The sequence below is a fragment of the Arthrobacter sp. MMS18-M83 genome, assembly GCF_026683955.1.
Lineage (GTDB): Bacteria > Actinomycetota > Actinomycetes > Actinomycetales > Micrococcaceae > Arthrobacter.
In genome coordinates, this window is the sequence record NZ_CP113343.1 from 2207112 (window position 1) to 2224812 (window position 17701).

The 17701-nt window shown below is 60.9% G+C and carries 6 protein-coding genes and 3 rRNA genes; 2 read left to right on the forward strand and 7 right to left on the reverse strand.

Going from position 1 to position 17701, the window contains the following annotated elements:
* Positions 1 to 314: 314 nt before the first annotated feature.
* Positions 315 to 476 (forward strand): hypothetical protein, encoded by a 162-nt coding sequence (locus OW521_RS10405; RefSeq protein ID WP_268026138.1) that lies wholly within the window; start codon positions 315 to 317, stop codon positions 474 to 476.
* 508 nt (positions 477 to 984) lie between these two features.
* On the opposite strand, the gene rrf is transcribed toward OW521_RS10405, so the two are convergent.
* From rrf to OW521_RS10440, 6 genes are all read right to left on the reverse strand, one after another.
* A 5S ribosomal RNA gene (gene rrf, locus OW521_RS10415) occupies positions 985 to 1100 on the reverse strand.
* Between the two features lie 147 nt (positions 1101 to 1247).
* Positions 1248 to 4397, reverse strand: a 23S ribosomal RNA gene (locus OW521_RS10420).
* Positions 4398 to 4971: 574 nt separating this feature from the next.
* Positions 4972 to 6496: ribosomal RNA gene (locus OW521_RS10425) — 16S ribosomal RNA — on the reverse strand.
* Together the 16S, 23S and 5S rRNA genes form the textbook arrangement of a ribosomal RNA operon.
* A 496-nt stretch (positions 6497 to 6992) precedes the next feature.
* Entirely contained in the window at positions 6993 to 10667 is a 3675-nt protein-coding gene (locus OW521_RS10430) for a 1,4-alpha-glucan branching enzyme (RefSeq protein WP_268025173.1), read from the reverse strand.
* A 1-nt stretch (position 10668) separates the two neighbouring features.
* Positions 10669 to 12465 carry a maltose alpha-D-glucosyltransferase gene (treS, locus tag OW521_RS10435; RefSeq protein WP_268025175.1) on the reverse strand — a complete coding sequence of 599 codons (1797 nt, stop codon included), beginning with the start codon at positions 12463 to 12465 and terminating at the stop codon, positions 10669 to 10671.
* A gap of 5 nt (positions 12466 to 12470) precedes the next feature.
* Positions 12471 to 14549 (reverse strand): alpha-1,4-glucan--maltose-1-phosphate maltosyltransferase, encoded by a 2079-nt coding sequence (locus tag OW521_RS10440; RefSeq protein ID WP_326494030.1) that lies wholly within the window; start codon positions 14547 to 14549, stop codon positions 12471 to 12473.
* 131 nt (positions 14550 to 14680) lie between these two features.
* On the opposite strand from OW521_RS10440, the gene glgP reads away from it, so the two are divergent.
* The gene (glgP, locus tag OW521_RS10445; protein ID WP_268025818.1) at positions 14681 to 17299 is read left to right on the forward strand and encodes an alpha-glucan family phosphorylase; all 2619 of its coding nucleotides are present in this window, start codon (positions 14681 to 14683) and stop codon (positions 17297 to 17299) included.
* A gap of 35 nt (positions 17300 to 17334) precedes the next feature.
* Here the strand turns inward: glgP and OW521_RS10450 are convergent, their stop codons facing one another.
* Entirely contained in the window at positions 17335 to 17694 is a 360-nt protein-coding gene (locus tag OW521_RS10450) for a barstar family protein (RefSeq protein ID WP_268025177.1), read from the reverse strand.
* Positions 17695 to 17701 lie beyond the last annotated feature (7 nt).

The following is a 17701-nucleotide window of genomic DNA, read 5'->3' on the forward strand; positions in this document are numbered from 1 at the left end:
GCCACCCTTCCATTCCCCATTGTCTTCGTCCATGGAGTGCAGTTGTCCTTGGAGCCGCGCGGACGTCGCCGCTCGACGCTCCACCCGAGCATACACGGGCAGAAACGGCTCTTCGGCCCTCCTCCGGACGAGTCCCTTAGCGAATACCCGGATTGGTTATTTGGTATCCCAAATACTGCGCTCTTTGTGATTTACATCCCAGAGAACGTGCTTTACGCTTTTTTGGTATACAAACAATCAAGGGAGCAATACCTTGAATACCCTGATCCGCGCCGTCCGACCCTGGGGGGCAAGCGCTGAGCGACGTCCTCATCATGGACGGCAAGATCGCCGGCGTCGAACCGCATGACCCGGCGCGCGCCGCCGTAGCTAGCGACGTAACCGTCGTCGAAGGCCGTGGCCGTCTACTGGTGCCGTCGTTCTCGGACGTCCATGTGCACTTGGACTCCACGCGCATCGTTGCCAATCGTCGATAGTTCCCCAAACGGAGGTACGGCCGTCATCAGCCGTCTCCACGATCAGGTTCTCCTCGAACTCGACGTGCGAGCCCACGCCGTAGACACTATGGTCCTCCATTGGCCACCACAAATGCGGGTGATCGGTGAAGCCCATGAAAGCGTGCGCCACGGACGACGGCACGACGACGGTGCAGACTACGGGGTCCAGCTCACCGGACTGCTCTGGCTGGGGTTCGGAGTCCGACGCGGCGTGACTGAAAAGGCTCTCCATGTGCAACAACATTACCGTCCAACGACGCAAGGGGCTCGAGACCCATTGCCCTCCTCTTCGGACGCTCGCTCACCTCTGGGGCCTTCCGGCCGGACGCCCGCTCACCTCTGGCGGGTCCTGACTGGACGCTCCTGCAGTTCCGGGTTGTCCTGGTGATGGTGCGCGTGGAAGCCCGGGGATGTCTTGCCGAGGGCGCAGGGGTGTTAATGGGCCAGGCCCCGACATTCGCTGTCGGGGCCTGGGCCGTTGAAAGATGTCCGGCGGTGTCCTACTCTCCCACACCCTCCCGGGTGCAGTACCATCGGCGCTGTGGGTCTTAGCTTCCGGGTTCGGAATGGGACCGGCGTTTCCCCCACGCTATGACCGCCGTAACCCTGTTACCCCGTCACCGCCGCCCCGGGGGGTGGTGGTGTGGGAAGACTGGTTACAACATTGTGGTGTTGTTATTCAGTTGTGTTTTGTTCCGGAACGGTTTGTTGTTCGGGAACCACATAGTGGACGCAAGCAGTGTTTGTTTGTGTGGTGTAAGTTGTCGGCCTATTAGTACCGGTCAGCTTCAACAGTCTTTGGTCCTGTCTTCCACATCCGGCCTATCAACCCAGTGGTCTGGCTGGGGGCCTCTCACACACAAGGTGCATGGAAATCTCATCTTGAAGCGAGCTTCCCGCTTAGATGCTTTCAGCGGTTATCCCATCCGAACGTAGCTAATCAGCGGTGCACTTGGCAGTACAACTGACACACCAGAGGTTCGTCCGTCCCGGTCCTCTCGTACTAAGGACAGCCCTTCTCAAATTTCCTGCGCGCGCAGCGGATAGGGACCGAACTGTCTCACGACGTTCTAAACCCAGCTCGCGTACCGCTTTAATGGGCGAACAGCCCAACCCTTGGGACCTACTCCAGCCCCAGGATGCGACGAGCCGACATCGAGGTGCCAAACCATGCCGTCGATATGGACTCTTGGGCAAGATCAGCCTGTTATCCCCGAGGTACCTTTTATCCGTTGAGCGACGGCCATTCCACAATGTACCGCCGGATCACTAGTCCCGACTTTCGTCCCTGCTTGAGATGTCTCTCTCACAGTCAAGCTCCCTTGTGCACTTACACTCGACACCTGATTGCCAACCAGGCTGAGGGAACCTTTGGGCGCCTCCGTTACTTTTTAGGAGGCAACCGCCCCAGTTAAACTACCCATCAGGCACTGTCCCTGACCCGGATCACGGGCCGAAGTTAGATGTCCAAAGTGACCAGAGTGGTATTTCAACGATGACTCCACCCGAACTGGCGTCCGGGCTTCAACGTCTCCCACCTATCCTACACAAGCCACTCCGAACACCAATACCAAACTATAGTAAAGGTCTCGGGGTCTTTCCGTCCTGCTGCGCGTAACGAGCATCTTTACTCGTACTGCAATTTCGCCGAGTTTATGGTTGAGACAGCGGGGAAGTCGTTACTCCATTCGTGCAGGTCGGAACTTACCCGACAAGGAATTTCGCTACCTTAGGATGGTTATAGTTACCACCGCCGTTTACTGGGGCTTGAATTCTCAGCTTCGCCTTGCGGCTAACCGGTCCTCTTAACCTTCCAGCACCGGGCAGGAGTCAGTCCGTATACATCGTCTTGCGACTTCGCACGGACCTGTGTTTTTAGTAAACAGTCGCTTCCCCCTGGTCTCTGCGGCCCCGATCCCCTCCCACCAGCAAGTGGTGTTCAAGGTTGGGGCCCCCCTTCTCCCGAAGTTACGGGGGCATTTTGCCGAGTTCCTTAACCATAATTCTCTCGATCGCCTTGGTATTCTCTACCTGATCACCTGTGTCGGTTTGGGGTACGGGCGGCTGGGACCTCGCGTCGATGCTTTTCTAGGCAGCATAGGATCACCGGATCCCCCCTCGCGGGGGTCCCGTCAGATCTCAGGATCGTCATCAAAGACACAGCGACGGATTTGCCTATCGCTGACCCTACATCCTTAGACCGGGGCAACCATCGCCCGGCCCGGCTACCTTCCTGCGTCACACCTGTTAATACGCTTACCTCCCGGGATCAGGTCCCGCGCTCGGCCAAAACCCGCACACCACAAGGGTGCTTGGGCAGGCTCCGGGCGGTTAGTATCCCCCGCTTGGCATGGGCGGTCCTTCGCCGGTACGGGAATATCAACCCGTTGTCCATCGACTACGCCTGTCGGCCTCGCCTTAGGTCCCGACTTACCCAGGGCAGATTAGCTTGACCCTGGAACCCTTGATCATTCGGCGGACGGGTTTCTCACCCGTCTTTCGCTACTCATGCCTGCATTCTCACTCGTGTAGGCTCCACCGCTGGTTTACACCGCGACTTCACCGCCCACACGACGCTCCCCTACCACTCCAGACGACTGAACCACGAAGGCTTGTCTACTATCTGAAATCCACAACTTCGGCGGTGTACTTGAGCCCCGCTACATTGTCGGCGCGGAATCACTTGACCAGTGAGCTATTACGCACTCTTTCAAGGATGGCTGCTTCTAAGCCAACCTCCTGGTTGTCTTCGCAACTCCACATCCTTTCCCACTTAGCACACGCTTAGGGGCCTTAGTTGGTGGTCTGGGCTGTTTCCCTCTCGACTATGAAGCTTATCCCCCACAGTCTCACTGCTGCGCTCTCACTTACCGGCATTCGGAGTTTGGCTGACGTCAGTAACCTTGTAGGGCCCATCGGCCATCCAGTAGCTCTACCTCCGGCAAGAAACACGCAACGCTGCACCTAAATGCATTTCGGGGAGAACCAGCTATCACGGAGTTTGATTGGCCTTTCACCCCTACCCACAGCTCATCCCCTCCATTTTCAACTGAAGTGGGTTCGGTCCTCCACGACGTCTTACCGTCGCTTCAACCTGGCCATGGGTAGATCACTCCGCTTCGGGTCTAGATCACGCCACTACGATCGCCCTGTTCAGACTCGCTTTCGCTACGGCTACCCCACACGGGTTAACCTCGCGACGTAACACTAACTCGCAGGCTCATTCTTCAAAAGGCACGCCGTCACAGTTACTTGTGATTACTCACGACTGCTCCGACGGATTGTAAGCACACGGTTTCAGGTACTGTTTCACTCCCCTCCCGGGGTACTTTTCACCTTTCCCTCACGGTACTGGTCCGCTATCGGTCATTAGGAAGTATTTAGGCTTATCAGGTGGTCCTGACAGATTCGCACGGGATTTCTCGGGCCCCGTGCTACTTGGGATCCTCTCCAGGCGGCACACAACATTACGGTTACGGGGCTCCCACCCTCTACGGCCGGCCTTTCAAGACCGTTCACCTATGTCCATGCTCTCACCCCACCGGTCCGGCAGAACCAGCACGGAAAGTCCCACAACCCCGCCCATGCAACGCCCGCCGGCTATCACACATGGAACGGTTTAGCCTCATCCGCGTTCGCTCGCCACTACTAACGGAATCACTCTTGTTTTCTCTTCCTGCGGGTACTGAGATGTTTCACTTCCCCGCGTTCCCCCCACGCACCCTATGTGTTCAGATGCGGGTCACCAGATCACGCAAGCGCGCCTGGCGGGGTTTCCCCATTCGGACATCCTGGGATCAACGTTCGGTTATCAACTCCCCCAGGCTTATCGCAGATTCCTACGTCCTTCTTCGGCTCCTAATGCCAAGGCATCCACCGTGTGCCCTTAAAACTTGACCACACAAAGATCAAAAACATTTCGAGAGAACCACGGAAACCAACCACCCCGCACACCCCCGAAGGATGCACAACACGGCCGGATCCAGGTTCATCAAAAAGAAATTGCTGTAGACACAAACAAGCCCGAAAGCCTGCCCGTGTCAGATGCTCGCGTCCACTATGTAGTTCTCAAACAACAACCCCGTACCACACCCCCCGCACCAACCACCCCCACAAAAGAGGACAGCCGCCACGCACGGCAAATGCAGCCAGGAAACCAGAAACACCAAACCCGCACCCCCGCACCCCCCGCAAGGGGGCCCGCGGGCCGCGGCCCTGTTGCCTCAGGACCCAACAGTGTGCCAAACACGAAAACCGGCCCTCCCCCACCCGCACCGTTCCAGGACACCCCGCCCCGCAAAAGGACAAGACAACCGTACTAGGGGCGGAAAAGGAAACCACCGGCCGCTATCTGCTGATATTCCACCCATGAGCACCCACCGCAGAACAGACGCCTGCGCAATGGGCTTTGCTTCCACCCACCCCCGCACCATCCATGCGGACAGCGACAAGAGGCGGAGATGGTGCTCCTTAGAAAGGAGGTGATCCAGCCGCACCTTCCGGTACGGCTACCTTGTTACGACTTAGTCCCAATCGCCGGTCCCACCTTCGACGGCTCCCCCCACAAGGGTTAGGCCACCGGCTTCGGGTGTTACCAACTTTCGTGACTTGACGGGCGGTGTGTACAAGGCCCGGGAACGTATTCACCGCAGCGTTGCTGATCTGCGATTACTAGCGACTCCGACTTCATGGGGTCGAGTTGCAGACCCCAATCCGAACTGAGACCGGCTTTTTGGGATTAGCTCCACCTCACAGTATCGCAACCCTTTGTACCGGCCATTGTAGCATGCGTGAAGCCCAAGACATAAGGGGCATGATGATTTGACGTCGTCCCCACCTTCCTCCGAGTTGACCCCGGCAGTCTCCCATGAGTCCCCACCACTACGTGCTGGCAACATGGAACGAGGGTTGCGCTCGTTGCGGGACTTAACCCAACATCTCACGACACGAGCTGACGACAACCATGCACCACCTGTAAACCGACCGCAAGCGGGGCACCTGTTTCCAGGCGTTACCGGTTCATGTCAAGCCTTGGTAAGGTTCTTCGCGTTGCATCGAATTAATCCGCATGCTCCGCCGCTTGTGCGGGCCCCCGTCAATTCCTTTGAGTTTTAGCCTTGCGGCCGTACTCCCCAGGCGGGGCACTTAATGCGTTAGCTACGGCGCGGAAAACGTGGAATGTCCCCCACACCTAGTGCCCAACGTTTACGGCATGGACTACCAGGGTATCTAATCCTGTTCGCTCCCCATGCTTTCGCTCCTCAGCGTCAGTTAATGCCCAGAGACCTGCCTTCGCCATCGGTGTTCCTCCTGATATCTGCGCATTTCACCGCTACACCAGGAATTCCAGTCTCCCCTACATCACTCTAGTCTGCCCGTACCCACTGCAGAACCGGAGTTGAGCCCCGGTCTTTCACAGCAGACGCGACAAACCGCCTACGAGCTCTTTACGCCCAATAATTCCGGATAACGCTTGCGCCCTACGTATTACCGCGGCTGCTGGCACGTAGTTAGCCGGCGCTTCTTCTGCAGGTACCGTCACCCGAAAGCTTCTTCCCTACTGAAAGAGGTTTACAACCCGAAGGCCGTCATCCCTCACGCGGCGTCGCTGCATCAGGCTTCCGCCCATTGTGCAATATTCCCCACTGCTGCCTCCCGTAGGAGTCTGGGCCGTGTCTCAGTCCCAGTGTGGCCGGTCACCCTCTCAGGCCGGCTACCCGTCGTCGCCTTGGTAGGCCATTACCCCACCAACAAGCTGATAGGCCGCGAGTCCATCCAAAACCGCAAAAGCTTTCCACCAACACACCATGCGGTGGCCGGTCATATCCGGTATTAGACCCAGTTTCCCAGGCTTATCCCAGAGTCAAGGGCAGGTTACTCACGTGTTACTCACCCGTTCGCCACTAATCCCCCCGGCAAGCCAGGGATCATCGTTCGACTTGCATGTGTTAAGCACGCCGCCAGCGTTCATCCTGAGCCAGGATCAAACTCTCCGTTGAAGTAAAACAAAAACAGACACAACCACAACCACCGGAAATAACGGCGGAAGAGCTGCACAAAATTTGAAACCAGCTGTAAAAAACCAGCCCCGCACCACGGAGGTGACACAGGACCAGCCAAAACAACCAATTCATAAAAACAAATCGGTATCAACAAACTTGGCACACTATTGAGTTCTCAAACAACAGACACACCCGACACCACCCACACCCACAAACAGGGTCCAGGATCGCTCCGGAGCAACTTTTCTAACTTACCGGCTGCTTACCTCCTGGTCAAATCGGCGTTCTTGACTTGATTTTCACGAGGAACTCAGTCAACTTCACCGATCTCCACTGGGGAGCAGCGCGGGTACTAACTATACCACCACTTCACCGGGGAGGCAAAACCCCCGCCAGGTGGGTTCCTGCACTTCAGCGGTTGCCCTCAAGCTCGACGCAAAGGGCCCGGAAACTCAAGGCTTCCGGACCCTTCACACTCAACCAAGCAAAACAACTACACCACAGGCGTGAACCAGGAAGCTCCGAGCGGCGGCAAGGTGACGGTCAGTGCCGCAGGCAATCCTTCCGCCCCGGGTGCCGTGGCAACAAGTTCACCAGCGTTGACGACGCCCGATCCGCCGTACACCTCTGCGTCGGTGTTGAGAACTTCCTGCCAAGCGCCGGCAGACGGAACGCCAAGGACATAGTCCTGGTGCGGGCCGCCGGAGAAGTTCACGGCACATACCAACGGGTTGCCGTCGTGGTCCCAACGTATGAACGTGAGCACGTTGCGATCCGCGTCCGCACCGTTGATCCACTGGAAGCCGCCGGGCTCGTTGTCCCTCTCATGCAGGGCCGCCGTCGAGCTGTATAGCGTATTCAACTCGCGGGTGAGCAACTGCAGGCCGCGGTGCGACGGGATGTCGGCGAGGAACCAGTCAAGGCCGTGCTGTTCGGACCATTCGGCCTCCTGGCCGAATTCGGTGCCCATGAAGATGAGCTGCTTGCCCGGGTGCGCCCATTGGTAGGCCATGAACGCCCGCACGTTGGCAAGCTGCTGCCAACGGTCCCCGGGCATCTTGCGCAGCATGGATCCCTTGCCATGCACTACCTCGTCGTGGCTGATGGGCAGCAGGAAATTTTCCGTGAAGGCGTAGACCATGGAAAACGTCAGCGTGCCGTGGTGCCAGCGGCGGTTTACCGGGTTTTCGGAGATGTACTTGAGGGAGTCGTGCATCCAGCCCATGTTCCACTTGAGGCCGAATCCCAGGCCGCCGTGGTTAGTCGGGGCGGTGACGCCTGGAAAAGCCGTGGATTCCTCGGCGAGGGTTACGGCCCCCGGGTGGGTCTTGTAAATGGTGGCGTTGACTTCCTGGAGGAAGGAGATGGCTTCCAGGTTCTCGCGCCCTCCGTGAACGTTGGGGAACCACTCCCCTTCCTCGCGGGAGTAGTCCCTGTAGAGCATGGAGGCGACGGCGTCCACGCGAAGGCCATCTATGTGGAATTCCTCAAGCCAGTACAAGGCGTTCGCCACCAGGAAGTTGCGAACCTCGGTGCGCCCGAAGTCGAAGATGAGCGTGCCCCAGTCCGGGTGTTCGCCAAGCCGGGGGTCCGAGTGCTCGTACAGTGGCTCGCCGTCGAAACGCGCAAGGGCCCATGCGTCCTTCGGGAAATGCGCCGGGACCCAGTCCAGAATGACGCCGATGCCTGCTTGGTGCAGGGAATCAACCAGGAAACGGAACTCATCCGGATGCCCGAAGCGGGAGGTCGGAGCAAAATAGGATGTGACTTGGTAGCCCCATGAACCACCAAAGGGGTGCTCGGCCACCGGCATTAACTCGACGTGCGTGAAGCCAAGCCACTTCACATATTCCACAAGGTCCTTGGCCAGCTCCTTGTATCCGAGGCCAAGGCGCCAGGAACCGAGGTGGACTTCGTAGACGCTCATGGGCGAATTATGCGGATCTTTGTTGGCGCGCGCCGTCATCCAGGCGTCGTCCTTGAACCGGTAACTGGACTCCACCACGCGTGATGCCGTCAAAGGGGGAACTTCCGTACCGAAGGCGAGAGGGTCGGCTTTCTCCACCCAATGGCCAGCCTTCGTGAGCAGCTCGAATTTGTAGCGCGCCCCTGCTACAACACCTGGGATAAAGACTTCCCAGACACCGGAAGAGCCGAGCGAACGCAAGGCATGCTCACGCCCATCCCACGAGTTGAAGTCGCCCTTGACGCGGACTGCCTGCGCGTTAGGAGCCCAGACGGCGAAGGAGACGCCGTCTACATCGCCCAGTGCGGAGCGATAGTGCTGCACGTGGGAACCCAGTGTGTCCCAGAGCCGTTCATGCCGGCCTTCTCCGATGAGGTGCAGGTCCACCTCGCCGACTGTTGGAAGGTAATGGTAGGGATCATCGAGTGTCACCGGGGCGGAGTCGCCATACACGACTTCCAAGCGGTAGTCCGGCACATGGCCGTGCTGCAGCGGCTCGAGAACCGCTACCCAGACACCGTCGGTCTCGTGGGTCATCGGCGTGGAACCGGCTTCGGTGACTACCGTTACGGACCCCGCCAGGTGCTTGACGGTGCGGATGGTGACGTGACCGTGATCGTCAAGGTGTGCGCCCAGTACAGAGTGCGGGGCGTGGTGCGCACCGGCGCCCACCCGGCCCAGGGTAGCGGCGTCCACATACAGCGGGACTCGGGGCCGTTCGGTACGTGCTGAGCCTGTCATTTCCTTACCTTCCGATGTCGCCGCGGCATCCCTGCCGGGGCTCGTATTTCCGAGGAGCTGCCGTGAAGCGTTGACCGGAATGGGTAACCAATCCGGCCTGTTCCGCAACTCATAGATCACCTCGTACAAGGCCTTGTCCAGCCACAATGCCACAAAGAGCGGCGAGCGGCGGTCAATAGTTCCGCGGGTGATGTCGCTGTAGCCAGCCAGGAATGCTTCAGCGCAGTCGTCAACCCATGTCACCGGGACAGTGGCCGCTGGATTCTCGCGGATGGCTGCACCGGCCGCATAGTCAAAGGACCGCAACATTCCAACGACATCGCGCAGGGGAACGTCGGGAATGTTACGGAGTTCGATCGGCCGAAGGGGCTCCCCTTCAAAGTCGAGGATCACCCACCGGCCCGGTTCTCCCCCGGCGCCCGGCACCAAAAGGATCTGGCCCAGATGAAGGTCGCCATGGATCCGCTGCAGCGTCCCGGCTTCCTTGCCGGACAATTGCGTCAGGAGTGCCTCGAGCTGCTGCTCATAGGGCCCGACGGCGGTACCCGCTTCAGCCCACGACTGGCGGACGCGCCGGGCTACTTCGGCGGCGATGTCCTGGCCCGGAACCCGTTCCCGGGCCGTTCCAAGGGTTTCCGCGAGCCTCAGATGCACGGTGGCCGTTGCCTGGCCCATCTGCCGGGCCTCGGCGGTGAAGTCCGTGCCGGATGCGGCGGCGTTGACGGCTAGGCGCCAAGCGTCTTGCCCGCCCGCAAGGAACTCGTGGGCCACGGCGAGGTCTGCTGAGGCTGTGCCATGCCGGCCCAGAGGTGTCCTTACCTCCCATGTTCCCGTTATCCAGCCGAGCGTGGAGGGCACCTCCTTGGTTCCTCCCGAGGTCAAGGCCGCGCCGACCTCCACCTCAGGGTTCTTACCGATGGACAACACTCGGAAGATCTTCACGATCGCCGCGGACACGCCGTCGTCGACGATCACCGAAGTGTTGGACTGCTCACCGGATGAGACCCGCACGGATCCTGAAGCGCTAGGCAGGCGCAGGCCGCCAGGCACCGAATGCCCGCTCGCGGTGCCTTCCCCTTCTCCGGGTTCGGCCATGGCCAGACCTTGGATGAGTTCGAGCCACGCGGTCGCGAAGACCGGATCGTGGGGTGCGTCATATACCCAGACCGGCGTATCGTCGTCGAGCTGGCCCACCAAAGCAGCCGCCAAAGCGGCTGCAGGATTAGAGCGGAAGCTGAGAGGTACCTGGATGATGTCAGTCTGCATCCCGCCGTCGGCCGTGGCGTAACGGATGGACAGCAGCCGGATTTCCAAGCCGATCCCTGCGTCGGGTTGCTGGAGTTGGAAGGAGCCGACGAAGTCCAAATCGAACGCCCCTGCCTTGACCGGAAACCAGCGCTGCCGGGGCAGCCATTCCTTGAGTAGGGGTGCCAGAACCGTGGTGGGCGCCGAGAGACCCATATCAGCCTTCAATGGAGAGCACTGGGATGGCCTGGGTGTAAGGCGTGGACCCGGTGGAACCCGCCGAGCGTACGCGGAGCCAGAAGAAGTCATGGCTGCCGAGCGTGAGGGTCAGCGAACCGTCGTTGCCAATGCTTGGGAATGGCTGGCCCCCGAAGACGTCCCTGAGGCCTCGTCCGGCGTATTCGGGGATATCCAAGGTGGTAGCCACTGGATGCTGGGACAGGTTGAAAACACACAGGATGGATTCGGCTTCCTCGCCTTCCAGGTTGTTCTCCGGAAGCTCGCGCAGATAGGCAAGGACAACTTCATGGTCTGCCGGAACGTGTCTGAAGCCGCCCAGCCCGAAGGCCGCATGGTTCTTCCGGACACTCAGGATCTGGCGGGTCCAGCGCAAGAGCGAGCCCGAATGGGCAGCTTCGGCCTCGACGTTGGCCATGCTGTAGTTGTAGACCAGCGACTGGATGACAGGTAGGTAGAGCTTTCCGGGATCGGCGTTGGAGAAGCCTGCGTTGCGGTCCGGGTTCCACTGCATCGGCGTGCGAACGGCGTCGCGATCGTCAAGCCAGATGTTGTCCCCCATCCCGATTTCGTCCCCGTAGTACAAGAAGGGGCTGCCCGGCAGGGAAAGGAGCAAGGCGTTGATCAGCTCGATCTCGGAACGGGAGTTGTCCAGCAGCGAGGCGAGCCTGCGCCTGATGCCGATGTTGGCGCGCATCCGGGGGTCTGGAGCGTACCAACCCAGCATGGCGGCACGTTCGTCGGCAGTGACCATTTCCAAAGTCAGCTCATCATGGTTGCGCAGGAAGGTTCCCCATTGCGCACCTGCCGGGATTTCCGGAGTGTCGCGCAAAGTTTCGATGATGTGGGATGCTTTCTGGTCGCGCAGTGCGTAGTACAGGCGCGGCATGATGGGAAAGTGGAAGGCCATGTGGCATTCCGGTTCTTCCTCTGTGCCGAAGTACTCCACGACGTCGTGGGGCGGCTGGTTGGCCTCGGCGATGATCACGCGGCCCGGGTAGTTCTCATCCACCATTTTGCGAAGGTCCCGCAGGAAACCATGAGTGGCTGGCAGGTTTTCGCAATTGGTGCCCTCTTCTTCGAAGAGGTATGGAATGGCGTCCGCCCTGAATCCATCAATGCCTTGGTCCAGCCAAAACCGGACAACATCGTGGAGCGCTTCGATGACCTTGGGGTTCTCGAAGTTCAGGTCAGGCTGGTGGCTGAAGAAGCGGTGCCAAAAGAACTGCCGGCGTATGGGATCGAAGGTCCAGTTCGACTCTTCTGTGTCCACGAAGATGATGCGGGCGTCCTGGTACTTCTCGTCGGTGTCACTCCACACATAGAAATCGCCGTACGGACCATCCGGGTTCTTGCGCGATTCCTGGAACCATGGGTGCTGGTCCGAGGTGTGGTTCAGCGGGAGGTCGATAATGACCCTGACACCCCTCGCGTGCGCTTCGGCTACGAGCCGTTTGAAGTCGCTGATGGTGCCGAACTCGTCCAGCACGGAGGTGTAGTCGGAAATGTCGTAGCCGCCGTCCCGCAGGGGCGAATCGAAAAACGGGGGCAGCCACAAGCAGTCCACCCCCAGCCACTGAAGATAGTCCAGCTTTTCGATCAGACCATGGAAGTCGCCCGAACCGTCGCCGTTGGCGTCCGCGAAAGCCCTCACCAGCACTTCGTAGAAAACAGCCTTTCGATACCAATGAGGGTCATGTTGAAGACCCGGGGCGTTCAGCTCGAAAGTGTTCTTCGGCGTGAAGTACTGACTCTGACCCTGCGGATTAAAGCTCACTAAGGCTACCTCCGGATATTGAGAATGTGTGCCGGTTCTTTATGGGCGTCCAGCCGAACGTAGTTGTACTCGCCCCACTCCCAGCTTTCGCCGCTGACCAAATCATCCACCCAGAATCTTCCGTTGGCGGTGAAGTCGGCTGGATCCAGCGAAAGCGCGGACAGATCCAGGGTCACGGTGCTTTCCCTGGTGCCGTGGGGATCGACGTTTACAACAATGATCAAGGTGTCTTTGCTGCCGTCAGGCAAGGTCTTGTGCTTGGAGAACACGATGGTGGCGTCATCCGTGCTGTGGTGCAAGGTCAGGTTCTGCAGATCACCCAAGGCGGGGTGGGCCTTCCGGATGGCGTTAAGCCGTGTGATGTAGGGGGCGAGACTGTGCCCCGACGCTGCAGCGGCATCCCAGTCCCGGTCCTTGAACTCGTATTTCTCGTTGTCGATGTACTCCTCGGCCCCCGGACGCGCCACGTGCTCGTACAGCTCGAATCCGGCGTAGACGCCCCAGAGCGGGCTCGCCGTGGCAGCCAATGCTGCGCGGATGCGGAACGCAGCCGGACCCCCGTATTGCAGGTATTCGGTGAGGATGTCAGGGGTGTTGACGAAGAAATTAGGCCTGAAGTATGCCGGGGAAACGTGGCTGACCTCTTGGAAATACGATTCCAGCTCGGTCTTGGTGTTCCGCCACGTGAAGTAGGTGTACGACTGCTGGAAGCCTGCCCGGCCGAGGGCGTGCATCATCGCCGGGCGGGTGAACGCCTCGGCTAGGAAAACGACGTCGGGGTGCTTCTTGTTGACCTTGCCGATCAGCCATTCCCAGAACCACACCGGTTTGGTGTGGGGGTTGTCCACACGGAAAATCTTCACGCCGTGGCGCACCCACAGGAGGACAATCCGCAGGATTTCCTTGGACAGCCCGGCGGGATCGTTGTCGAAATTCAGCGGGTAGATGTCCTGGTATTTCTTGGGCGGGTTTTCGGCATAGGCGATGCTGCCGTCCACGCGGGTTGTGAACCATTCCGGGTTGGTCTTCACCCAGGGATGGTCCGGGGCGGCCTGCAGCGCCAGGTCCAGCGCCACCTCGAGTCCCAGCTCGTTGGCGCGGACCACAAAAGCGTCGAAATCCTCGAACGATCCCAGTTCCGGGTGGATGGCGTCGTGGCCGCCGGCCTCGGAGCCGATGGCCCACGGCGAGCCCGGATCCTGCGGGCCGGGAGTCAGGGTGTTGTTGCGGCCCTTACGGTGCTGAAAGCCAATCGGGTGGACGGGCGGCAGGTAGATGACGTCGAAGCCCATGTCCGCAACGGCGTCGAGCCGCTTGGCCGCCGACGTGAAGTTGCCTGAGGTCCACGTTCCCGTGGCGGGGTCGAAAACGGCGCCCTCGGAACGTGGGAAGAATTCGTACCAGGCTCCACGGCCAGCAAGGTCACGCTCCACCAGGAGCGGGTACTGTTCCGAGACGGTCACCATTTCTCGGATCGGCTGGCGCTCGACGACGGCGGCGACTTCTGCGCTGAAACCCGCGGCCAGGCGCTCCTCGGCAGTCTTCGAAGTATCGGCGAGGCCCTCAGAGGCGGCACGGAGGGTGCGCTTGTCCGCCGCGCCTCGAGTGCTCTCCTTAGCCGCTTCCGCCAGCAGCGCGACACCTTCAGCGAGCATCAGCTCCACGTCGATGCCGGCCTCAACCTTCACTTCGGCGTTGTGATGCCACGTGCCGTAGCGGTCGTGCCAGGCCTCGATCGCGAAAGTCCAGGCTCCGGGCGACGTCGGAGTCAGCAGCCCCTCCCAACGATCGGTTCCTTTACCACGCTCGCCCGGGGCCGGCGCGAGCCGGACACGCTGGCGCTCCTTGCCTTTGGGGTCCAGCAAAATAGCGCTCACCCCAAGCTGGTCGTGGCCCTCACGGAAAACCGTAGCGCCTACCACAAGGTCTTCACCCGGCAAGGCCTTGGCCGGAAACCGGCCTTCCTCGATCACTGGCTGGACAGCCGTGATGGGGAACCTGCCGAATCTGAGACCTTCGGTGATACCGGTCTTCTGCTTGGACTTGGATGCTGAGCTGGATCGCGGTGTTGCAGTAGTGGTCACAACCTCGACGTTAGCGAGAAAAATCACATTTTGCGAAGAGGTGCTCCGGACTCTTCGGCGCAATGTGTCATTTACCTAAAAGAAACCGAAAGCTGTTCCTGCTGTCCACCGAGTGGATTAGTGTGGCGCTCGTGAAGGCAATTCGAAGGTTTACAGTCCGTACCTTGCTCCCCGAGCCGATCCGGCCACTGGCGCGTCTCGCGACGAACCTACGTTGGTCTTGGCACCGGCCTACCCGCGAACTCTTTGCGAGCCTCGACCACGAATTGTGGGAGGAGAGTCGCCACGATCCCATTAGTCTGCTCGGGTCAATAGGCCGTGAGCAGCTGTACCAACTTGCCTCCAACAACGATCTTGTTGAGCGTGTGCAGCACGCGGCTGCGGATCTTGACCGGTACCTGAGCGAGCCGCGCTGGTACCAGGGCCTCGGTCCGGATGCTCCGGCGTGCATCGCCTATTTCTCCCCCGAGTTCGGCATCACCGAGGTGCTTCCGCAGTATTCCGGGGGCCTGGGGATCCTGGCCGGAGACCACTTGAAGGCCGCGTCGGACCTGGGCGTGCCGCTGATCGGCGTCGGGCTGCTCTACCAGGCGGGCTATTTCAAGCAGTCCCTTTCGCGGGACGCCTGGCAGCAGGAAACGTATCCGGTGCTGGACCCTGACGGACTGCCGCTGACGTTGCTGCGCGAACCCTCCGAGGACGGCACCGGCAAGCCAGTGTTGATCTCGCTGCCGCTGCCCAACGGACGCAAGCTTAACGCGCACATCTGGCGTGCCGACGTTGGACGCGTTCCGCTCCTGCTGCTCGATTCGAACGTGCCCGCCAACGATGACGCGGCGCGCGGGATCACGGACCGCCTCTACGGCGGGGGCGGTGACCACCGGCTGCAGCAGGAACTCCTGCTGGGCATGGGCGGGGTGAAGGCGCTGCGCGTCCACCAGCGCCTCACGGGCACCCCGGCTCCGGAGGTGTTCCACACCAACGAGGGCCATGCCGGTTTCCTGGGCGTCGAACGGATCCAGGAGCTCATGTCCTCCGAGGCCCCGCTGACGTGGTCCGAGGCCCTGGCCGCGGGGCGTGCGTCCACGGTGTTCACCACGCACACCCCGGTACCTGCCGGGATCGACCGCTTCGAGGCCGTGCAGATCAGGCACTTCTTCGAAGCAGGCCTGGCACCGGATGTTCCGGTGGACAAGGTCCTGGAACTGGGCCGGGAGAACTACGACGGCGGCAACCCCGCGGTGTTCAACATGGCCGTCATGGGCCTGCGCCTGGCGCAGCGGGCCAACGGCGTGGCCAAGCTGCACGGCGTGGTGTCCCGCGAGATGTTCTCCGGGCTCTGGCCGGGCTTTGACCACTCCGAAATCCCCATCACCTCGGTCACCAACGGCGTGCACGTGCCCTCCTGGGTGGATCCGCGCATCTCCGCGTTGGCCCGCAAGCAGTTCGGAACCGAGGCCGAGGCCTTGGGCCGTTGGGACCTTGCCTACAACGTCAGCGACGAGGACGTGTGGCGACTTCGCCGGGAGCTTCGCGTGTCGCTCGTGGAAGACGTCCGACGCCGGCTCCGGGCAGCGTGGAAGAAGCGCGGCGCCGCGGATGCGGAACTGGGCTGGACGGACACCGTGCTGGACCCGGACGTGTTGACGATCGGCTTCGCCCGGCGCGTGCCGACGTACAAGCGGCTCACCCTCATGCTCCGGGACCCGGCCCGCCTCAAGGCGCTGCTGCTGCACCCCAAGCACCCCATCCAGCTGGTCATCGCCGGCAAGTCCCACCCGGCGGATGACGCGGGCAAGAAGATGATCCAGGACCTGGTGAAGTTCACCGACGACCCCGCCGTCCGGCACCGGATCGTGTTCCTGCCCAACTACGACATCGCCATGGCCCGCACCCTGTTCCCGGGCTGCGACGTGTGGCTGAACAACCCGCTCCGGCCCCTGGAGGCCTGCGGGACCTCCGGCATGAAGGCGGCCATCAACGGTTCCCTGAACCTGTCCGTGCTGGACGGCTGGTGGGATGAGATGTACGACGGCGAGAACGGCTGGGCGATCCCCACCGCCAACAACGACGCATCCCCCTCCGAACGCGACGACATCGAGGCCGCGGCCCTCTACGAGCTCCTGGAGACCCAGGTGGCCCCGCGTTTCTACGGTTCCACGGTCTCCGCAGATGCCGGCGCGGCGGGTCCCTCCCAGTCCGGCCCGGAAACCATCCCGACGCACTGGGTCTCCATGATCAAGCACACCCTGGCCCATCTTGGCCCCGCGGTCTCGGCCGACCGCATGCTCCAGGACTACGTCAACACCCTCTACCGCCCGGCAGCGGAGTCAGGACGGCGTGCCGTAGCCGGTTCATTCAAGGAGGCGAAGGAACTGGCAGCCTGGATCACGAAGATCCGCAACGCCTGGCCGCAGCTGATCGTGGAACACGTCGACTCCGTCGGCGTCACCGAAGAGCCACAGATCGGCGACACCCTCCAGGTCAACGCCTACATCGCCCTGCACAACCTGACACCGGACGACGTCAGCGTGGAGGTGGCCTACGGCCGGGCCGAAGAAAGCGATGAGCTGGAGGACATCGCCGTGGCCGAACTGAGCTCGTTTGAGGACCTTGGCAACGGGCGCCACCTGTTCACCGGCTCCATCCTGATCAACCGCTCCGGATCCTTCGGCTACACCGTCCGCGTGTTCCCGAAGCACCCCTCCCTGGCCTCGAAGGCCGAACTGGGGCTGATCGTCAACGCGTAGCGGCTTACCGGGCCCAGCTGGCTCGGCTTGGTTCGCTACTGCTGGAAGACCGCGATGACGGCCAGGTCCCGCCCGGCGTAGGTTTCGGCGTCCTGGAGGATTTCGCAAACCACCCCGAAGGACCGGTCCGTCCGGTAGGCGGCGGGAACCTGCCAAATCAACGTGACGGGTGGCTGGTCATCCTCAGAGACGCTGTCTGCGAAATCGTGGAGTGAATCGTTGAGGGCGTCAAGGTCCACGCCGTAGTACTCCGGGAAATCGAGCACCTGGCCGAAGACTTCCAAGACGGCGTGTTTGCTTGCTGCTGAGGGCACCATCACGGTGCGGCGGCCGGCGTCGGACACTTGTTCCTGCAGTTCTTCCAGCGTCCACGTGTCGGCGGAATAGATCTTCATGGTGTCC